Raw genomic sequence first — 19,714 nt, 5'->3', positions numbered from 1 at the left:
GACATGATCGAGAGGGGGCGTAGTGCGTATGCCCCGACGCGGGCGGATTCACGCGAATGGGCCGGTGGCACCACTGTGAAGAGTGGTGCCACCGGCCCATTCGGGTGTGTCGGTCACGGACGGCCCGGGTCAGTCGCGGGCGGTCTCCACCGAGTCGACCTCGGCCGCCGTGCTGCCATACCTTCCGTCCAGCCTCGAGACCAGGCCGGTGACCTGGCGGGCGATGTCGGGGGCGGTGAGGCCGATCTCCGCCATGACCTCGGCGCGGGAGGCGTGGTCGAGGAAGCGCGGCGGGATGCCGAAGTCGCGCAGCGGTACGTCGACGCCGGCGTCGCGCAGGGCCTGCGCGATCGTGGAACCGACGCCGCCGACGCGGGAGTTGTCCTCGACGGTGACGACCACGCGGTGGCGCTCGGCGAGCGGGGCCATGGCCTCGTCGACGGGTTTGACCCAGCGCGGGTCGACGACGGTGGTGGAGATGCCCTGCTTGTCGAGGAGGTTCGCGATCTCCAGGCACATGGGCGCGAGGGCGCCCACGGAGACGAGGAGCACGTCCGGGGTGTCGGTGCCGGGCTCGCGCAGCACGTCCATGCCGCCGACACGTCCCACGGCGGGTACGGCGGGGCCGACGGCGCCCTTGGAGAAGCGGACCACGGTCGGCGCGTCGTCGATCGCGACGGCCTCGCGCAGCTGGGCGCGGACCTGGTCGGCGTCGCGCGGGGCGGCGAGCCTGAGGCCGGGGACGACCTGGAGGATCGACATGTCCCACATGCCGTTGTGGGAGGCGCCGTCGGTGCCGGTGACACCGGCCCGGTCCAGGACGAAGGTCACACCGCACTTGTGGAGGGCGACATCCATGAGGACCTGGTCGAAGGCGCGGTTGAGGAAGGTGGCGTACACCGCGAACACCGGATGCACACCGCCCGTGGCGAGGCCCGCCGCGGAGACGGCGGCGTGCTGCTCGGCGATGCCGACGTCGTAGACCCGCTCCGGGAAGGCCTTGGCGAACTTGTCGAGGCCGACCGGCTGCAGCATGGCGGCCGTGATGGCGACGATGTCCTCGCGTTCCTTGCCGAGCTTCACCATCTCCTCGCCGAACACGGAGGTCCAGTCGGCGCCGGAGGTGGAGATCGGCAGGCCGGTGTCGGGGTGGATCTTGCCGACGGCGTGGAAGCGGTCCGCCTCGTCCTGGAGGGCGGGCTGGTAGCCGCGGCCCTTCTCGGTGAGGCAGTGCACGATGACCGGCCCGCCGAAGCGCTTGGCACGCGCCAGCGCGGACTCCAGGGCCTCGATGTCGTGGCCGTCGATCGGGCCGACGTACTTCAGGCCGAGGTCCTCGAACATGCCCTGGGGGGCGATGAAGTCCTTGAGGCCCTTCTTGGCCCCGTGCAGGGTCTCGTACAGCGGGCGCCCGACGACGGGCGTGCGCTCCAGCACCTCTTTGGTGCGGGCGAGGAACCGCTCGTACCCGTCCGTGGTCCGCAGCGTCGCCAGGTGGTCGGCGAGGCCGCCGATGGTCGGCGCGTACGACCGCTCGTTGTCGTTGACGACGATGACCAGCGGGCGGTCCTTGGCGGCCGCGATGTTGTTGAGCGCCTCCCAGGCCATGCCGCCGGTCAGGGCGCCGTCGCCGATCACGGCGACCACGTGGTCGCCGCGCTTGAGGATCTGGTGGGACTTGGCGATGCCGTCGGCCCAGCCGAGGACCGTCGAGGCGTGGCTGTTCTCGATGACGTCGTGCTCGGACTCGGCCTGCGAGGGGTAGCCCGAGAGGCCGCCCTTCATCTTCAGCCTCGAGAAGTCCTGACGGCCGGTGAGCAGCTTGTGCACGTAGGACTGGTGTCCGGTGTCCCAGAGCACCTTGTCCTTCGGCGAGTCGAACACCCGGTGCAGGGCGATGGTCAGCTCGACCACACCGAGGTTCGGGCCCAGGTGGCCGCCGGTCTTGGAGACGGCGTCGACGAGGAAGTTCCGGATCTCCTCGGCCAGCTGGTCCAGCTGCTCAAGGCTGAGCCGGTCCAGATCACGCGGTCCCCTGATGCGGGTCAGCAGCGGCACCCGTGCCTCCTTGCAGTAGAGCTGTTGCCGGGCTTGTCGAGTCTAATGTTCCGCCTTTGCGCCCCGCGCCCGGGCAGTGCGTCATACGTCACGCGTTCGCCTGTACCCAGGTTGCGGCACTCCCACGACACGACTGTTGCCCGGCACTTTTCCGTGCCGGGCAACTGAGGCGCCCTCAGGAGGGCGGGCCTCCTTCACATGGGCGGAACCGCAACGCCCTCAGGGGCGCGGGGAACTGCGCGACCAGCCACAACGGGCCGGCACCCGCCATACGAACCGCGCCCCCACGGCGCGAACGCGCTACGCGCGCCCCGCGGCCTTCTGACTCCTACGCGAGACGGAGTCGATGACAACCGCACCCAACAGCACCGCACCAGTGATCATGTACTGGATGGACGTGTTCATGTTCAGCAGGTCCAGACCCGTCTGGATCGACTGGATCACCAGCATGCCCAGCAGCGCGGACCACACATTGCCCCGCCCACCGAACAGACTCGTACCACCGATGACCGCCGCGGCGATCGCCAGCATCAGCGTGTTGCCGCCACCGGCGTTCAGCGTCGCACTCTGCGTCTGCCCGGCGAAGAACATGCCGCCGACCGCCGCGAAGCCACCGGCGATGGCGAACACGGTGATACGGATCATGGACACGTTGATACCGGCACGGCGGGCGGCCTCGATGCCACCGCCGACCGCGAAGATCTTGCGGCCGTACGGCGTACGCCGCAGCACGAAGTCCACGATCACCAGCGACGCGAGGAAGATCACCAGCGCGTTGGACACACCGGCGGACGAGTTCAGGACGTACGCGGCGACGAACGCGGCCACCGCGAGGGCTCCGACCCGCAGCGCGATCTCACTGGTGGCCCGGAAGGGCACCCCGGCGGCGCGACGGCGGCGCTGGTCGATGAGCGAACCCGCGAGCATGGCGGCGACACCGAGACCGGCCAGCAGATAGCCACCTATGACGGCCTGATCCATGAAGAACGAGCTCTGGCCGAAGAGGTGCACCGGACCGTCGTCCGGGATGTTGATGGTGCCGCTCTCGCCGAGCAGCCACAGCATCAGACCGTTCCAGCCGAGGAAGCCCGCCAGGGTCACCACGAAGGCCGGTACGCCGATCCGGGCGAAGAACCAGCCGTGCAGGGCGCCGATGCCGATACCGGTGATCACGGTCAGCACCAGGGCCAGCCACGAGTTCACTCCGTGGTCGACCACGAAGACGGCGAACAGCGTGGACGCCAGGCCGCTGACGGAGCCGACGGACAGGTCGATCTCGCCCAGCAGCAGCACGAACACCAGGCCGATGGCGAGCATGCCGGTGGCCGAGAGGTAGTAGCTGATGTTGGAGAGGTTGTCGGCGCTGAGGAACCGGTCGTTCTGCACCTGGAAGATCGTCCAGATGACGATCAGACCGACGACGACCGGCAGGGAGCCGAGCTCGCCGCCCTTCAGCTTCCGCTTGAACTCGGTCCAGTAACCCTTGAGACCCTCTTCGCGGATCAGCAGCCGCGGGTCGACGACGGTGACCGCCGCGGCCGTCGGGTCGTCGGCCGGGGCGACGGTGACCTGGGAGGCCGACTCCGTATCCTTCTTCACGGTTTTGGACGTGTCGCTCACTTTGCCGCCTCCGTGGTGCGACGCCCGGCACGACGGGTCACGGCGTTGTCCGTGGCACCGGTGATCGCGGCGATGATCTCTTCGTGGGTGGTGTCCTTCACCGGGAAGGACCCGTTGTTCTTGCCCAGGCGCAGGACGGCGACGGTGTCCGCGACTGCCTTCACGTCAGCCATGTTGTGGCTGATGAGGATGACGCCGAGGTTGCGCTCGCGCAGCCGCTCGACCAGGTCGAGGACCTGCGCGGTCTGCTCGACGCCCAGGGCCGCGGTGGGCTCGTCCAGGATGACGATCTTGGGGTCGCCGATCAGCGCGCGGGCGATCGCGACGACCTGGCGCTGACCGCCGGAGAGGCTGGCGATCGGGATGCGCACGCTGGGGATGCGGATGGAGAGGGTGTTCAGCAGCTCGCGGGCGTTCTTCTCCATCGTGACCTCGTCGATGACACCGCGGTGCAGCAACTCACGGCCGAGGTAGAGGTTGCCGACGACGTCCAGGTTGTCGCACAGGGCGAGGTCCTGGTAGACCGTCGCGACGCCGAGTCCCTGGGCGTCGTGCGGCTTGTTGATGCTGACCGGCTTGCCGCCCCACTCGATGACGCCCTCATCGATGGGGTGCACGCCGGCGATCGTCTTGACGAGAGTGGACTTTCCTGCGCCGTTGTCGCCCACCAGGGCGACCACTTCTCCGGCGTGGACCTCCAGTTCGACGTCGGTGAGGGCCTGCACCGCACCGAATCGCTTGGAGACTCCGCGCAACGCCAACACGGGCGTAGCGGACACGTGAACCATCTCCTTCGCCGCCTGACCGGCGGGGATGCCGCGCTTGTCGAAAGGCGCGGAGGGTTGTGCTCGAGGCACTGGTTTACAAGATGAACATGCGCGCGGCCGATGCCTCTTGGCAACGGCTGAGCGGGGGTCGATTCATGCTTCCGTCCGGCGCCCGCCCCGCAGCGGGGTGTGAAGGTGGGGCGGGCGCCGGACAGGCTCTGTGTGCCGCTCGGCGGCTCCTACTGCAGACCGGCTGCCTTGCACTTGGCGGCGTAGGCCGCGGTGCAGATGTCGGCGACGGTGTAGAGCTTGTCCTTGACCACTGTGTCGTTGATGTTGTCGACGGTGACCGAGACCGGGGTCAGCAGCTGCGAGGGCACCTTGTCGCCGGAGCCGCTGGTCAGCGTCTCGGTGGCCAGGTCGTCGATGCTCTTGCCGTTGAGCAGGTTGACCGCGAGCTGGGCGGCCGCCTCGGCCTCCGGCTTGAAGGCCTTGTAGACGGTGCTGGACTGGGTGCCGGCGACGATGCGCTGGATACCGGCGAGCTCCGCGTCCTGACCGGTCAGCGGGATGCCGCTGATGCCGGCGCCCTTGAGGGCGGTCGCGATACCACCGGCCATGCCGTCGTTGGCGGCGTAGACGCCCGAGATGTTCTTGGCGCCGAGCTGGGTGATCGCGGCCGACATCTTCTGGGCGGCGATCGTGTCCTTCCACAGACCCGACTGCTCGTAGGCGATGTCCACCTTGCCGTCGAGGGCCTTGTGGGCGCCTTCCTTGAACTGTCCGGCGTTCGGGTCGGCGTCGTCACCGTTGATCATGACGACCTTGGACTTCGGGGTCGCCTTGGAGCCGAGGGCGTCGAGCAGGGCCTGGCCCTGGAGCTCGCCGACCTTGACGTTGTCGAAGGAGACGTACGCGGAGACCGGGCCCTGGGCCAGACGGTCGTACGCGATGACCTTGACGCCCTTGTCGACCGCCTTCTGGATCGAGGACTTGATCGCGGCGGAGTCCTGAGCGCTGATCACGATGACCTTGACGCCCTTGGTGATCATGCTGCTGACCTGCTGCGCCTGCTTGGCCGAGTCGGCCGCGGCGTTCGCGTACTCGACCTTGCAGTCGGAGCAGAGCGCGGCGACCTTGTCCTCGAAGTAGGGCTTGTCGAACTTCTCGTAACGAGCCGTGACGTTGTCGGGAAGAAGCAGGCCGATCGACTTGCCGCCCGAGCTGCTGCCGCTGTCCGAGTCGTCGTCGCCGGCCTTGCCACAAGCGGCCACCGAGACGGCGAGCGCTCCGATCGCGACAGCAACGGCGGTACGACGCATACGCGTGTTCACTTTGTAACCTCCCTGACGAGGCCGCGACGTTGCGGCCGAGGTGGCTGGAAGTCAACTCGGCCACACGTGCGACGTCAAGAAGTAAATACTTAACGAGATGGCAACGGCGTCCTGCGTTCTCTAAGTGAAGGCAGGAGTCGCTGCATGCAGCGTGCCATCCAAAAGGGTCGAATCACCCATCTCGCTGAGCGCGAGGGCGAGTGCTCCGAGCACTTCCGCACGACCGCCAAGTGCCCCTGGAAGCACGGACAGTTGGCGTGCCGCGCTGGGGATCGCGTAGCGGCCGACAGACTCCCTGATAGGCCCGAGCACCAGCTCACCGGCCTCGGCGAGATCACCGCCCAGGACCACTCGGCTCGGGTTCAGCAGATTGCAGAGATTGGCGACTCCACTTCCGATGTGTCGGCCGACGTCGGCGATCACCCGACGACAGCCCGGGTCTCCGTCCCGCGCCAGCCGTACGACGCCTTCCATCGTCAGGTCGGTCCCGTGGCTGGACTGGAGAAGCGGCAGCACATAGCGCGCCGCAGCGAAAGTCTCCAGGCAGCCCCGGTTTCCGCAACGACAGACGGGACCGGACTCATCGAGTGTAATATGTCCGATTTCTCCTGCAGTGCCACCGGGTCCGCGGTAGATCTTCCCGTTGATCACCAGCCCGGCTCCGACACCGCTGGCGACCTTGATGTACGCCAGGTCGCGCACCCCGCGGCCGCTGCCCCACACCAGCTCGCCGAGGGCGCCGAGATTGGCGTCGTTGTCCACGTGCACGGGCACGCCGAGGCGCCCGCGCAGTTCCTCCGCCGGCTTGGTGCCGATCCAGCCCGGCAGGATGGCGGAGGAGCCCAGCGTGCCGGATTCGAGGTCGATGGGGCCGGGTACGCCCAGGCCCACTCCGGCGATCTTCGACCGGTCGACGCCCGTTGCTGCAATCAGGCGATTGACCAGCTCTTCCGCCCGGTCGAAGCCCTGCGCCGAGGAGGCGTCCACATCGAGCGGCTCGGACTCCTCGGCCAGTACCTGGTGGGCGAGGTTTCCGACCGCGACGCGCAAATGCGTGTGCCCGAAGTCGACGCCGATGACGATCCCGGCGTCCCCGCTCAGGGAGACGCTGCGGGCCCGGCGGCCGCCCGCCGAGGTGGGCGTGACCTCGACGGTTCCGCGGTCCTTGAGTTCGCGCACGATGTTGGAGACGGTCGCCGCGGACAGGCCCGTCGTCCGCGCGATCTCCGCCTGCGTGAGCGACCCGGCCAGCCGTACGGCCCGTACGACACGCTCCAGGTTGGCTCGGTGCAGCGACGACTGCGACCCTGGAGTCTCCACGACGACCTCCTGCGCGCGGGGCCGCTTCGATGAGACCCCGTGTATGTCCAACTAGTGAACTCTAAGCTGAGCCGTTCGGGTCGCCTCCCGTCAAGAGGTTGAACCGCATCCGCGTTCATGTACACAAACACGACCGCCGCTTCCGGAAGATCCGGAAGCGGTGGCCGTACGGGCGGAGGGCCGCTACTTCAGCGCCCCCGCGGTCAGTCCCTGCACCACCTGCCGCTGGAAGATGATGTACGCCGCGAGCACCGGCAGCATCGCCATCACCAGGCCCGCGAACAGTCCCGACCAGTCGCCCTTGTACCCCTGGCTGACCGCCAGCTGCACCAGGCCCTGGGTGAGGACGCGCTTGTCCGGGTCGGTGTTCAGCACCGTGGGCAGCATGTACTGGTTCCACTGCCCCAGGAAGTTGAAGATCCCCACGCTGATCAGGCCGGGCTTGGCCATCGGCAGCATGATCTGGAAGAACGTCCGGGAGTGCGAGGCCCCGTCCACGAAGGCCGCCTCCGCCACCGAGGTCGGCAGCGTGCGGAAGAACGCGGTCAGGAAGAACACCGTGAACGGGAGCGAGTAGGCGATGTAGACCAGGATCAGCCCGTGGATCGTGTTCAGCAGGCCCATGTTGTTGACGACGTAGAACAGCGGGACCAGCGCCAGCATGATCGGGAAGCTCATGCCGCCGATGAACAAGTAGTAGATGAACCGGTTGCCCGGGAAGTCGAAGCGGGCCAGCACATAGGCCGCCATCGAGCCGAGCACCAGGGTCCCGATGAGCGAACCCCCCACCACCAGAAGGGTGTTGAGGAAGTAGTCGCTCATGTTGGCCTCGGTCCAGGCCCGCGACCAGTTGTCGAAGTGCAGCCTGTCCGGAAGCGACCAGGGCGAGCCGAAGATGGAGCTGTCGTCCTTGAAGGACGTCATCACCGCCCACAGCAGCGGCAGCACCACCAGGATCGCCCAGATGACGAGGATCCCGTGCGAGAAGACGTTGAGGGTGGTGCCCTCCTTCTTCTCCTTGGGGGGCGGGCCGGCCGGGGAGCCGACCTTGGCGACGGGGACACCGGGCTCGGCCGGTACGGGGGCGGGGGTCTCGGTCGTCTTCATGATCAGTACTCCAGCCGCTCGCGCCGGCCCAGCCGCATCACGAGGGCGGCGAAGGCCAGCGTGACGACGAGAAGGGCGACGCCGATGGTGGTGGCATAGGCGGCCTGCCCGTCGCGGAACGCCTTCTGGTAGACGTACAGGACCATCACGGTGGTCGAGTAGTCGGGACCGCCCGGCCCGGTCGTCATGATCTGTACGACCGCGAACGACTCGGCGCCGAGCGCGAGGATGCCCATGTACACCCAGCCGGACTGCACGGTGTCCCACAGCAGCGGCAGGGTGATCCGGAAGAACGTGGTGGCACGCCCCGCCCCGTCGAGCAGCGCCGCCTCGTACAGATCCGCCGGGATGGAGGCCATCCCGGCGGAGAACAGGACCACGAAGAAGCCGACCGTGGACCACACCAGCACCGCCATCACGCACCACAGGGCCAGGCTCGGGTCGCCCAGCCACAGGGGCTGGACGCTGTCGAGGCCGATCCCGCGCAGCAGGGAGTTGATGGCGCCGCTGTCCGGGTTGTACGCGAAGGCGAACAGCAGGGCCACGATGGCGATCGAGAGCACCTGCGGGAAAAAGTAGACGATCTTGTAGAAGGAAGAGCCCCGGACTCCGGAAATGACCGGGCCGCCCTTCCTTCTCCGCCCGCCGACATTGATCATGAAGGCGAAGAACAGCGCCAGACTGATGGTCACCAGCGGCAGCACGACCGCGAACATCAAGCTGTGCTGCAAGGACTTCCAGAAGATCTCGTCGTCCAGCATCCTCCGGTAATTGTCCAGGCCGACCATCTTGAATTCGGGGCTCAGGCCGGTCCAGTCCGTGAACGAGTAGTAGATGGACTGGATGAACGGCCAGATCACGAATAGCGCGTACAGTCCGAGGGGCAGCGCCAAAAACCCCACGATGAACCGGTACTTGCCGTGCTGCATCGCTTCTCCGGTCCGTTTACTGGTGCTTGTAGTGCTTGATCGACGTGTCCTTGGCGGTCTCGTCGGCGTAGGCCTGGATCTTCTTGATGGCCTCGGCGGGAGTAAGACGGCCGGCCATCATCTCGCCGAGACCGGACACCCCGATCTTCTCCTTCTGCAACTGCACGTACCAGTCCTGCATGCGCGGATTCAGCACGTTGTCGCCGGCCTTCTCCAGCGCCGCGACACCGGACTTGAGGCCCGGGGTGAGGGTGATGCCGTCGGTGCCGCCGTTGTACGCGGTCAGCGACTTGACCTTGCTGGTGAAGTTCTTCGAGGACGCCTCGCTGAGCATGATGCGCAGCTGCTCCATACCGCCCGCGCCGTTCTTCGCCTTGGCCGGGACGATGAACGGTTCACCGCCGGAGGCCCAGATGGTGCCGAAGGGCATCTTGTCGGAGGAGTCGATACCGGTGGGCGCGGAGACGGCGAGGTTGAAGTCGGCCGGGATGACGTTCGCCGACTCGTTCTCCACCCAGGAGCCGTTCGGGATGAACAGCGCCTTGCCCTTGGCCCAGGCGGTCTGCGACTGGATGTGGTCCAGACCGGGGGTGCCCTTGAGAATGTAGCCCTTCTTGTAGAGCTCGTAATAGGCCTCGAAACACGCCTTGACCGCGGGGTGCTTCCAGGCGTTCGGCTCCAGGTTGTCGATCGCGTCGAGGACTTCGACGCCCCCGACCTTGCCGATCATCGGGTACAGCGAGAAGGGGAGGTAGTACGGGTACTTGCCCGCGTACGTCCAGCCCGCCATGCCCTTCTTCTTGGCCTTCTCGCAGACCGCGAGCATCTCGTCCCACGTCTCGGGATACGTGGCGTCGAGGGAGTCCAGGGCCTTCTGCGAGTACCAGACGCCGTACACCGTGTAGGCGTAGTACATGATCCAGACCGGGTCGCCGTCCAACTGGCCCATCTCCACGATGCCGGGGCGCAGCGTGTCGCGGACCTTCTTGTTCGGGTCGTCGTAGGACGGGGCGTCGAGGAGCGCGGTGAGGTCGGCGAGCTGGTCCTTGCCGGCCAGGACGCCCATGTCCATCTGCTCGGCGCCGGAGTTGTCGATGAGGTCCGGCGGGGTGCCCTGGTTGAAGCGGGGCTGGAGGGTGGACTGGATCTTCTGGGTGGCGGAGAACTTCACCTTGGCCTCGGGGAAGTTCTTCTCGTAGATCTTCACGGCGTCCTCGGCGTACTCCTTGCCGAATCCACCGTCGAACAGCACGAATTCCATCTGGGCGGTCTCGTTGACGCCCAGCGGGTTCTTGGCGGTCTTCTTGCCGGCCTTGGCCTTGTCCCCGTCGTCGTCGCCGCCACTGCTGGCGCACGCGGACAGGAAGCTCATCGTGGGCACAGCGATCAGGCCCAGCGCGGCGGACCGCTTGATCAGATCGCGGCGGCCGACGCCACCGGTGCCGTTGTTCTCGGCGGAAGTGGATCCCATGCTCAAGTCCTCGCCTTCTCCAGGACTCAGGCGGTGTACCGGATCCTCCCGGGCACCGCGGTCAGGTCAAGCAGGGTCGTGCAGATCATGACGTGCGGATCGTGTGAATCGTCGACAGGTATAGTCCACTTCACGTCAATGGAGCAAGATCGAATGCAAGGTTCCCCTCGGGTCTTTCCCGAGTTGAGACCTCCCGGAAATATGAGCGACCTGTGTGCACCCTGCCGGAAAAATCCCTGACATAGAGCCCGAATGCCATAGGGGGCGACCTTTGCATCACTGCTCACTTCAGTCACGGCTGATCCTCACACAGAGGAGCTGACAACGTCGTCCAGGCGAGGCCGGGCGTCCACGGGACGCCTCCCCTTCCGGGCGAACGACCCGGCACCCGGTCGGCTCCACTGCGTCGGCATCCCGTCGGACGGCGGCGAACGGGTCTCGGGCGTCGACGGCGGTGCGGGCACCGGCGCGGTCCGCCGATCACGGGGGGAAAGCGAGCACACGGTCGCCGCCGACCGCCGGGGCGCCCGCACCAGCGGCTGGCCCTCAGCGGCCAATCGCCGCTCGTACAGGCGAAGTTGTCGGCCTGAATCCGCCACATCCCAGCAACCGACAGGTACCCCACGAGCGTCCCATGCCCCAAAATGGCCGGGTCGCCGGTGAACACCGCGCGGCACGGCATCCGGAGGGGGAGGACACGCGGATGAGCATCAGGAGACGGCTGTGGGGACTGCTCGCGGGGACCGGCCTGGTGGTGGGGGCGCTGTGCGCGACCGCCGTACCGGCCCAGGCCTACAGCCCGAATCCCCATATCGCCACGTACTACTACGACACCGACAATTGTCCGTGCAGCGGCGGCAACCTCACGGACCCGTTCGACGGCACCTACTTCGCGAACGACGCCGGCGGCCTGGCCGTCAAGATGGAACTGAACGACGACGGCTGGTTCGTCGGCAAGGTGGAGTTCCACCCGTACGACGAGAAGCTCTGGATCTACGACACCCGCAACGACGGGGACACCTTCTTCGTCGCCGTCGGATACTCCTCCGGCGGCACCTACCACGACCTCGGCACCTTCTCCGCGCCGGGCACCTCTCAGGTCGTGGACCTCACGGTGAAGGACTTCGACATCCCGGACGGCGCCTCCGTCGACATCTCGGTCTACGACGAGTCGGGCCGCAGCGACCTGATCGGCGCGGCGCGCGGAACAGGCGCGGCCATTGCCTAGCGTCGACCCCGCCTGGCTGCCGCCCGGGGCCTTCCGGGCGCTCGGCACCCGGCGCACGCTGATCCGCGGTTCCGGACCGCTGGTGGAGACGGTGCACGGGGAAGTGGCCGAGGCCTGCGCGCGGTTCGGCGGGCGTGTCGTCCGCGACTCCGAGCCGGGCGCCGCCGCGTACGACCTGGTGCTCGACGTGCGCGACTCGGACGGGCTCGGCGACGAGGGCTTCACGTACGCGCGCGAGGGCGGGCGGGCGACTGTCACCGCTTCGGCCCCCGCCGGACTGCTGTACGGGCTCCTCCACGTCGTACGGCTCGGGGAGGACGCCTTCCGTGGCGAGCGGCGGGCGCGGGAGACGCACCGTCCCGCGGTGGCGCTGCGGATGGTGGACCACTGGGACAACGTGGCCGTGCACCCCGTCATGGGCCAGGTGGAGCGCGGCTACGCCGGAGGGTCGCTGTTCTGGGCGGACGGGCGGGCGCGGGGCGACCTGGCGCGGGTGCGGGCGTACGGCCGGCTGCTGGCCGCCTGCGGGATCAACGCCGTCGCCGTGAACAACGTCAACGTGCACGAGACCGAGGCACGCCTGCTCACGGACCGGATCGGTGAAGTCGCCGACATAGCGGGAGCGCTCCGGCCGTACGGCGTCCGTACGCATCTGTCGGTCACCTTCGCCGCGCCGATGGTGCTCGGCGGGCTGCCGACGGCCGATCCGCTGGACGCCTCGGTGCGCGCGTGGTGGGCCGAGGCTACGGCGCGGGTCTACGAGGCGATCGACGACTTCGGCGGGTTCGTGGTGAAGGCCGACTCGGAGGGCCAGCCGGGGCCGTTCGCCTACGGCCGCAGTCACGCGGACGGCGCCGACATGCTGGCCGCCGCGCTCGAACCGTACGGCGGGACCGTGCACTGGCGGGCCTTCGTCTACGACCACCGCCAGGACTGGCGGGACCGGACGACCGACCGGGCGCGTGCCGCGTACGACCACTTCACGCCGCTGGACGGGGAGTTCGCCGCGAACGCGGTGCTCCAGGTGAAGCACGGGCCGCTGGACTTCCAGGTCCGGGAGCCGGTGTCGCCGCTGATCGGCGCGATGCCCGGGACCCGGCTCGCGGTAGAGGTGCAGGCCACGCAGGAGTACACCGGCCAGCAGCGGCACGTGTGCTGGCTGGGGCCGATGTGGAGCGAAGTGCTGCGGTTCAGGCCGGACGGGGAGACGGAGGTCGGGGCGCTGGCGCGCGGTGGCCTGGTCGCGGTGTCCAACGTCGGCGACGACCTGTTCTGGACGGGGCATCCGTTGGCGCAGGCCAACCTGTACACCTTCGGACGGCTGGCCTGGCAGCCGGACGCGGATCCGGGCATCGCCCTCGACGAGTGGATCCGGCTCACCTTCGTACCGGAGGAGACCCCGGACCCCGTACGGCTGCGGGACGGGCTGCACGCCGTGCTCGACGGCTCCTGGCGGACGTACGAGAAGTACACCGCCCCGCTCGGCGTCGGCTTCATGGTGCAGCCGGGGCACCACTACGGACCGAGCGTGGACGGCTACGAGTACAGCCCCTGGGGCACGTACCACTTCGCCGACCGCGACGGCATCGGCGTCGACCGGAGCGCGGCGACCGGCACGGGCTACGCGGCGCAGTACGCCAAGCCCTGGTCCGAGGTGTACGAGTCGCCGGGCACCTGTCCCGACGAGCTGTTGCTGTTCTTCCACCACGTGTCGTACGACCACGTACTGCACAGCGGCAAGACAGTGATCCAGCACATCTACGACACCCACTTCGAAGGCGTGGCGGAGGTGGAGGAGGCCCGTGAGGTGTGGGCCTCGCTCGCGGACCTCGTCGACCCGGCACGCCACGCGCGGGGCGCGGAGCGCTACGAGGAGCAGCTCCGCAGCGCCCGAGAGTGGCGCGATCAGGTCAACAGCTACTTCTTCCGGAAGTCCGGTGTGCCGGACGCACATGGGCGGCGGATCTATTGATTCCGCTCTGCTGAATCCGCAGGATCGCTGTGCCGAGTGGGTCGAGTGTCAGCGGGTCACCCTGCTCGACCCGCTTGTCGGTCAGCAGGTCGGTGGCGGTGGCGTGGGCCGTCAGGCGGGCCGGTTCGGGGGCGTGGTTGAGGAGGAAGAGGAGAGCGGTTCCGTCCGGGGCGACGCGGGTCGCGGTCTCCACGGCCGGCTGGTCGGCGTAGGGGCCGATCAGGTCGTGGCGGGTGAGGATGCGGCGGACGACCTCGTTGACGCCCGGCTGGTCGAGGGCGGTGGCGACGTACCAGCCCTCGCCCTTGCCGTACTTGTTGCGCGTCACGGCGGGGGTGCCCGCGTAGAAGTCGGCGCCGTAGGTGCCGACCGGCTCGGCGCCACGTGGGAGGACGATCTCGAAGACGAGGCGGGCGTCGCTCGTCAACTCCCCCATTCTTACCGGCTGTACGAAGTCCCGCGCGCGGGAGTCCCATTCGTCGACGCGGATGCCCATGAGAGGGGCGAGAGGGCCGGGGACGTCCGTGAGGAAGGCGCGGTCGTGTTCGTCCACGCGGCCGGAGAGGAAGGTGGACAGGACGGTGGCGCCACGTCCGGCTGCCGCTTCCAGGCGGGCCGCCAGGTCACCCTTGATCATGTGGAGGGCGGGGGCGATGACCACGTCGTAGGGGGCGAGGTCGGCGGTCTGGGGGATCACGTCCACGTCGGCGCCGGCCTCGCGGGCGGCTCGGTAGTAGGCGTGGACGGTGTCCTGGTAGCGGACCAGGCGAGAGGGGCCGTCTGAGATCTCCAGGGCCCACCAGCTGTCCCAGTCGAAGACCAGGGCGGTGCGGGCAGGGGTGCGGGCGCCCAGGCTCGCGTCGCCGAGGAGCTCCAACTCCCGTCCGATCTCGGCGACTTCGCGGAAGACCCGGGTGTCGTCGCGGCCCGCGTGGCCGATGACCGCACCGTGGTACTTCTCGCAGGCGCCGCGGGAGGCGCGCATCTGGAAGTAGAGGGCGGCGTCGGCGCCGTGGGCGACGGCCTGGAAGGTGGCGAGGCGGAGTTCGCCGGGGCGCCGCAGGGGGTTGACCTCTCGGCAGGCCGTGGTGGACGGGGTCTGTTCCATCAGCCAGAAGGGGGCGCCGTCCTTGAGGCCGCGCATCAGGTCGTGGGCGAGGGAGGGCCAGGTGGGCGGGGCGTCGAGGGGCGGGTAGCTGTCCCAGGAGGCGAAGTCGAGGTGGGGGGCCCAGCGGTGGTAGTCGAGGGGCCGGAACATGCCCATGAAGTTGGTGGTGACGGGGGCGTCCGGGTCCTGGGCGCGGATCACCTCCTTCTCGGCGAGGAAACAGCCGAGGAGGGCGTCGGTGGTGAAGCGGAAGTAGTCGAGCGTGGTGCCCTGGAAGGCGGTGTGGTCGGGGCCGCGCCAGTGCTCGGTCAGGGCGTTCGGCGGCTCGATCTCCGTCCAGTCCGTGTAGCGGTGGGACCAGAAGGTGGTGCACCAGGCATCGTTGAGGGCGTCGAGGGTGGCGTACTTCTCGCGAAGCCACTCCCTGAAGGCATCGGCGCACAGTTCGCAGTAACAGAGGCCTCCGTACTCGTTGTTGATGTGCCAGGCAAGCAACGCCGGGTGCCGGGCGTACCGTTCGGCGATGCGACCCGCCATCTGAGTGGACAGTCGGCGGTACGCGGGTGAGCTGGGGCAGAAGTTGTGGCGTTGGCCGTAGCGGTGCCGGCGGCCCTCGAAGTCGGTGCGGTTGACGTCGGGGTACTTCTTCGCGAGCCAGGGCGGAAGGGCGGCGGTGCCGGTGGCGAGGCAGACCCTGCGGCCCTCGGCGGCGGCGCGGTCGAGGATGCGGTCGAGGATCGCGAAGTCATAGGTGTTCTCGGCTGGTTGGGTGAGCGACCAGGAGAAGACGCCGACGGTGAGGGTGTCGATGCCGGCCCGGGTGAACAGGCGGTGGTCCTCGTCCCAGACCGGCTCCGGCCACTGCTCGGGGTTGTAGTCACCGCCGTAGGAGACCTTGGGGGTGCGGGGCGCGGTCATGCCGTGAAGTCCTCCTGGGTCTCGGCGATCACCGGGCGGCCGCTGTGCAGCAGGGACAGCAGCAACGGGGCGGCCAGCAGGGCGGGCAGGGCCTCGGTCAGCAGGGCGGTCAGTCCCGCGGCCAGGACGAGCAGCGAGGCGGCGCCGAGGGTGGCGCGGCCGTGCCGGAACAGGAAGTACGCGGCGAGGCGGGCGGTGTCGCGGGCGCGGAACGTGAAGAGGGAGGTGAGCACCAGCGCGTGCGCGCCCCAGAGGAGGGAACCGGCGCCGATGGCCGCGAGGAGCACCGCCCACCAGCCGGGCAGGCCGGTGGCGGAGAAGTGGGTGAGCGTGAAGGCGATCACCGTGAGCCAGGCCAGAAGGGGGGTCCACAGCTTCAGGGCCGGCACCGCGTTGAGCCGCCAGCCGCGCCGGTAGGTGCGGGCCGGGTGGAGGTCGGTGAGGTCCCGGTCGCGGTGGTGGAGGGCGTACAGGGCGGCGGACAGGGCCGGGCCCAGCGGCAGGAGGCATACGGCGGCCAGGGGGAGGTTGGCGGCGTCGGGGCCCGCCAGCAGCAGTCCGGCCAGGCCCGGCGCGGCGGCGAGGAGCAGCAGCGCCTCGACGGTGACGAGAGTGTGGATCAGTGCGGCGGCCCGGGAGAGGGAGCCCTCCCCGAAGGTGACGGACGTGTTGGTACTCATCGGGGCTCCTGTCCGAGCAGTCGCCGCTCGTCCGACCACGGCGGTGCCTCGTCCTCGACGGGGCTCACCTCGACGAGCGTGACCTCGTGGCGGCCGAGCGTCAGGTCCAGTTCCACCCGGCCGTCCTCGACCGGCAGCCTCAAGTGCCGGCGGGCGGGCTCGGCGGCTTCGTGCAGGACGTCGATCTGGTGCGGCCGGGGCGAGCGCGGGCTGCCCATCCGCTGCCAGGCCGTACGGGCGTTGCCGTGCTCCTCGTCCACGAGGGACCGTCGTACGAAGGCCTCCCCGCCGGTGCGGACGGGGACGGACAGGCGCAGGCTGTGCCTTTCGGGCCCGGGCGTCTCGCCGCTCGCGTCGACGGGCGCCCAGGCGAGGACGGTCACCCGGCCGTCGACGTGCCGCGTGACCAGGTGGTCGTCGCCGCGGGCGAGCAGGTCGGGGCCCATCCGTGCCATGAAGGCGTACAGGTGGTAGGTCGGCTTCTTCACCTGGCGGTGGGTGAGCAGGCCGAAGCCTCCGTGGAAGAGCGCGGTCGGGATGCCGCTCTCCTCGAACACGTCACTGAACGTCCAGTAGGAGAAGGAGTCGACGTGGTCCCCGCCCGCGGCGAGGACGGGCGCCAGGTAGGCGGCGTGGAAGGCGGTGTCGTGGACCGGGTTGTCGGGGCGGTAGGAGGAGTTGAACTCCGTGATGTGGACAGGGAGTTCGCCCAACCGGGTGCCCTTCAGGCGTTCGCGGGGCGCGGCGAACTGGTCCAGGAGGCTGTGCGACGGGGCCAGCTCCTGGTGGGCGCCGAACGGCACGTGCTGGGCGGGGCCCGAGGTGTACGCGTGCTTCGACACGAAGTCGACGGGTACATCGCGGTGTTCGGCGAAGGCGGCGAACCGCTCCAGCCAGTCGTCCGAGGCGGGCGAGATGGCCGGCCCGCCGACCCGCAGCTGCGCGTCCACCTCTTTCACGGCGTGCGCGGTCACCTCGTACAGCCGGTGGTACGCCGTCTCGTCCGCGCCCTGCCAGAAGTCGGCGAGGTTGGGTTCGTTCCACACCTCGATGGGCCAGGTGCGCACCTCGTCGAGGCCGTAGCGGTCGACGAGGTGGGTGAGCGTGGCGCGGACCAGGCCGGCCCACTCCTGGTGCGAGCGAGGAGGGGTGACGTTCCCCCGCCACCAGAACACGGTCTGCTCCCCCGACGCCAGCTCGCTGGGCATGAAGCCCAGTTCGAGGAACGGGCGGATGCCGAGCTCCAGATACGCGTCGACGACCTGATCGACGTAGGTGAAGGAGTGATGGACGCGGCGGGTGCCCTCCCAGTCGTACGGCCGGTGGATGCCCATGCCGTCACTGAGGAGGCCGTGCCCCCGGATGTGGCGGAAGCCGATCTCGCGCTGGAGGACCTTCAGGGACTCCTGGTAGTCACGGCGCAGGGCGAGGTCGATGCGGCCGGTGCCGACGCAGAACCGCCAGGCGTCGGAGAGCCGGCCACTCGACTCGGCGGGCACACGGATCACCCGTTCTCCTTCCTGAAGCGGTCGTACGCCTTGTTGTGCACGTCGACCAGCTGGTCCATGTTCTTCCCCTTCAACTCGGCGACGTAGTCGTCCCATTCGGACAACGGGCGCTTGCCGAGGGCGAACTTGAGCGTGTTCTGGGTGACGTGGTCGCGGAGCGGGGTGTCCCAGAGCGTCGCCTGCTCCTGCTCGACGGACTGGAGCGGGTGGGCCGGGGCGATGGGCATTTCCTTGCGCTGGGCCATGGCGTCCTGGAACTTCTTCTCGTCCGGGCTGAACGAGGAGGAGACCAGGGCCCAGCTGCCGCCGTAGGTGAAGACGCCGTTGAAGAAGCCGTAGTCCTTCTGGAGGTCCTTCGGGGCGTTTGGGTCGGAGCCCATGAGGCTGATGCCGGACTTCAGTACGGGCCGGCCTCCCGACTCGGTGTAAGTGACGCCCTGGACACCCCACTTGCAGAACTTCTGGCCCTCGTCGGAGTACCAGAGCCAGTCCACGAACTGCATCATCGCGACGAAGCTGTCGCTCTTGAGTGCCTTGCTGGAGATCATGACGCCGTTCTCGAGGCGGCTGCCGCCTATGAGTACCGGGCCCGCCGGGCCGAGCGGCACCGGGATCATCTCGATCTTCGCGCCCTCGACCTGCTTCTCCAGGTTGTAGCGGTAGTTCTGCACCAGCTCCTGCGGGTTGGCGCTGATCGCGAAGGACTTCTCGCCGAGCAGCTTCTGCACCGCGGCGTCGTCCGTCTGGGTGAAGCTCTCCGGGTCCATCAGCTTCTCCGCGACCAGTTTTCTCAGGAACTCGACCATCTGGCGGTAGCCGTCCTGCGCGCCGGTGAAGACGAACTTCTGCGCTGTGGAGTCGAAGCTGATGTTGTCGTACGTCCAGCCCGCCCTGACCCCGTGCGCCTGGCCGAGGTAGCTGAGCAGGGCGGCCACGGGGTACGGGGTGTTGATGCTCCAGCGGTCGGAGAACGGGTAGCGGTCGGGGTACTCCGCCTTGATCGCCTTGAAGACGTCGTACACCTCGTCCCAGGTGGTGGGCAGGCTCAGGCCGAGCTTGTCGAGGACGTCCGTGCGGAACGACAGCGAGTAGCCGGACTTGGCCTTCTCGTGCAGGCCGGGCAGCAGGTAGTACTTGCCGTCGGACTGGCGGATGGAGTCGAGCTCGGGCTCCAGGTGCCACTTCTTCACCTTGGCCTGGAAGTTGGGCATCAGGTGCACATAGTCGCTGACCGGGAGTATCGCGCCGGAGGACACGAAGGCGACCTCCGCCGGGTGGTACGTCTTGGGGATCAGGAACGGGGCGTCGCCCGCGCCGATCAGGACGCTGCGCTTCTTCTCGTAGTCCACGAGAGGGACGTCGACGGGCTTCAGGGTGACGCCGGTGCGCTTGGTGACCTCCTTCCAGAACAGCCAGCTGTCCTTCGTCGGATAGACCGGGTTGTTGTTGTGCAGGACCGAGAAGGACAGCGGCTCGGCAGCCTTGAACTGCTGGCCGGCGCGGTACTCCTTCATCGCGCCGTTCCGCTTCTTGGAAAGGTCCTTGGAGTCCCCTCCGTCGTCGCCGCTGCCGCAGCCGGTGAGGGTGGTGAGGCCGATGAAGCCTGCGGTGGCCAGGATCTGACGACGTGACAGCTCTCCTGCGTTCTTCCGTCCTGCTTTCCGCACGGATACTCCTTCGTTCCGTCGATGGAT

The 19,714-nt window shown here is 68.4% G+C and carries 14 protein-coding genes; 2 read left to right on the top strand and 12 right to left on the bottom strand.

What is annotated here, in order from left to right; translation table 11 throughout:
* Positions 1 to 129: 129 nt before the first annotated feature.
* The 8 genes from dxs to ngcE all read right to left on the bottom strand — a co-directional run bounded on the left by dxs (position 130) and on the right by ngcE (position 10,606).
* Positions 130 to 2,058, bottom strand: a complete 1,929-nt coding sequence (gene dxs, locus ACFYO2_RS35075; protein WP_388357340.1) for a 1-deoxy-D-xylulose-5-phosphate synthase — start codon at positions 2,056 to 2,058, stop codon at positions 130 to 132.
* A gap of 300 nt (positions 2,059 to 2,358) precedes the next feature.
* Entirely contained in the window at positions 2,359 to 3,678 is a 1,320-nt protein-coding gene (locus tag ACFYO2_RS35070; RefSeq protein WP_388357338.1) for a sugar ABC transporter permease, read from the bottom strand.
* A complete protein-coding gene (locus tag ACFYO2_RS35065) occupies positions 3,675 to 4,466 on the bottom strand; it encodes an ATP-binding cassette domain-containing protein (protein ID WP_388357336.1) in 792 nt (263 codons plus the stop codon). The genes ACFYO2_RS35070 and ACFYO2_RS35065 overlap by 4 nt, the downstream gene beginning before the upstream one ends.
* A gap of 218 nt (positions 4,467 to 4,684) precedes the next feature.
* The gene (locus ACFYO2_RS35060; protein WP_388357389.1) at positions 4,685 to 5,767 is read right to left on the bottom strand and encodes a sugar ABC transporter substrate-binding protein; all 1,083 of its coding nucleotides are present in this window, start codon (positions 5,765 to 5,767) and stop codon (positions 4,685 to 4,687) included.
* A 132-nt stretch (positions 5,768 to 5,899) separates the two neighbouring features.
* The gene (locus tag ACFYO2_RS35055; RefSeq protein ID WP_388357333.1) at positions 5,900 to 7,099 is read right to left on the bottom strand and encodes an ROK family protein; all 1,200 of its coding nucleotides are present in this window, start codon (positions 7,097 to 7,099) and stop codon (positions 5,900 to 5,902) included.
* A 183-nt stretch (positions 7,100 to 7,282) separates the two neighbouring features.
* Complete coding sequence (locus tag ACFYO2_RS35050) at positions 7,283 to 8,206, bottom strand: carbohydrate ABC transporter permease (protein WP_388357330.1); 924 nt, start codon at positions 8,204 to 8,206, stop codon at positions 7,283 to 7,285.
* A gap of 2 nt (positions 8,207 to 8,208) precedes the next feature.
* Positions 8,209 to 9,135 carry a carbohydrate ABC transporter permease gene (locus ACFYO2_RS35045; RefSeq protein ID WP_388357327.1) on the bottom strand — a complete coding sequence of 309 codons (927 nt, stop codon included), beginning with the start codon at positions 9,133 to 9,135 and terminating at the stop codon, positions 8,209 to 8,211.
* Between the two features lie 16 nt (positions 9,136 to 9,151).
* Positions 9,152 to 10,606: an N-acetylglucosamine/diacetylchitobiose ABC transporter substrate-binding protein gene (gene ngcE, locus ACFYO2_RS35040; RefSeq protein WP_388357324.1), complete on the bottom strand. Its 1,455-nt coding sequence runs from the start codon at positions 10,604 to 10,606 to the stop codon at positions 9,152 to 9,154.
* A 703-nt stretch (positions 10,607 to 11,309) separates the two neighbouring features.
* On the opposite strand from ngcE, the gene ACFYO2_RS35035 reads away from it, so the two are divergent.
* Together ACFYO2_RS35035 and ACFYO2_RS35030 are read left to right on the top strand one after the other, a co-directional pair.
* Positions 11,310 to 11,834: a hypothetical protein gene (locus ACFYO2_RS35035; protein WP_388357323.1), complete on the top strand. Its 525-nt coding sequence runs from the start codon at positions 11,310 to 11,312 to the stop codon at positions 11,832 to 11,834.
* Positions 11,827 to 13,806 carry an alpha-glucuronidase gene (locus tag ACFYO2_RS35030; RefSeq protein WP_388357320.1) on the top strand — a complete coding sequence of 660 codons (1,980 nt, stop codon included), beginning with the start codon at positions 11,827 to 11,829 and terminating at the stop codon, positions 13,804 to 13,806. The genes ACFYO2_RS35035 and ACFYO2_RS35030 overlap by 8 nt, the downstream gene beginning before the upstream one ends.
* Here the strand turns inward: ACFYO2_RS35030 and ACFYO2_RS35025 are convergent.
* From ACFYO2_RS35025 to ACFYO2_RS35010, 4 genes are read right to left on the bottom strand one after another with little or no spacing between them, the layout of a single operon-like run.
* Positions 13,745 to 15,832: a beta-galactosidase gene (locus tag ACFYO2_RS35025; RefSeq protein WP_388357318.1), complete on the bottom strand. Its 2,088-nt coding sequence runs from the start codon at positions 15,830 to 15,832 to the stop codon at positions 13,745 to 13,747. The two genes, ACFYO2_RS35030 and ACFYO2_RS35025, sit on opposite strands and share 62 nt — an antisense overlap.
* Positions 15,829 to 16,512 (bottom strand): hypothetical protein, encoded by a 684-nt coding sequence (locus ACFYO2_RS35020; RefSeq protein ID WP_388357315.1) that lies wholly within the window; start codon positions 16,510 to 16,512, stop codon positions 15,829 to 15,831. The genes ACFYO2_RS35025 and ACFYO2_RS35020 overlap by 4 nt, the downstream gene beginning before the upstream one ends.
* Positions 16,509 to 18,020 carry a xylan 1,4-beta-xylosidase gene (locus ACFYO2_RS35015; protein ID WP_388357313.1) on the bottom strand — a complete coding sequence of 504 codons (1,512 nt, stop codon included), beginning with the start codon at positions 18,018 to 18,020 and terminating at the stop codon, positions 16,509 to 16,511. Before ACFYO2_RS35015 ends, ACFYO2_RS35020 begins: the two co-directional genes overlap by 4 nt.
* Positions 18,017 to 19,687, bottom strand: a complete 1,671-nt coding sequence (locus tag ACFYO2_RS35010; protein ID WP_388357311.1) for an extracellular solute-binding protein — start codon at positions 19,685 to 19,687, stop codon at positions 18,017 to 18,019. Before ACFYO2_RS35010 ends, ACFYO2_RS35015 begins: the two co-directional genes overlap by 4 nt.
* Between the last annotated feature and the right edge of the window lie 27 nt (positions 19,688 to 19,714).

The sequence above is a fragment of the Streptomyces sp. NPDC006602 genome, assembly GCF_042870385.1.
In the GTDB taxonomy this organism is placed as follows: Bacteria; Actinomycetota; Actinomycetes; order Streptomycetales; family Streptomycetaceae; genus Streptomyces.
Note: the sequence above shows the minus strand (reverse complement) of the source record. Positions and strands in the feature narration are given on the sequence as shown.

Excerpts from the sequence above, each read along its gene's own strand:
- ACFYO2_RS35045 (WP_388357327.1), bottom strand. The coding sequence starts at position 9,135 with ATGCAGCACGGCAAGTACCGGTTCATCGTGGGGTTTTTGGCGCTGCCC.
- ACFYO2_RS35025 (WP_388357318.1), bottom strand. The coding sequence starts at position 15,832 with ATGACCGCGCCCCGCACCCCCAAGGTCTCCTACGGCGGTGACTACAAC.
- ACFYO2_RS35035 (WP_388357323.1), top strand. The coding sequence starts at position 11,310 with ATGAGCATCAGGAGACGGCTGTGGGGACTGCTCGCGGGGACCGGCCTG.
- ngcE (WP_388357324.1), bottom strand. The coding sequence starts at position 10,606 with ATGGGATCCACTTCCGCCGAGAACAACGGCACCGGTGGCGTCGGCCGC.
- ACFYO2_RS35065 (WP_388357336.1), bottom strand. The coding sequence starts at position 4,466 with ATGGTTCACGTGTCCGCTACGCCCGTGTTGGCGTTGCGCGGAGTCTCC.
- ACFYO2_RS35020 (WP_388357315.1), bottom strand. The coding sequence starts at position 16,512 with ATGAGTACCAACACGTCCGTCACCTTCGGGGAGGGCTCCCTCTCCCGG.
- ACFYO2_RS35060 (WP_388357389.1), bottom strand. The coding sequence starts at position 5,767 with ATGCGTCGTACCGCCGTTGCTGTCGCGATCGGAGCGCTCGCCGTCTCG.
- ACFYO2_RS35050 (WP_388357330.1), bottom strand. The coding sequence starts at position 8,206 with ATGAAGACGACCGAGACCCCCGCCCCCGTACCGGCCGAGCCCGGTGTC.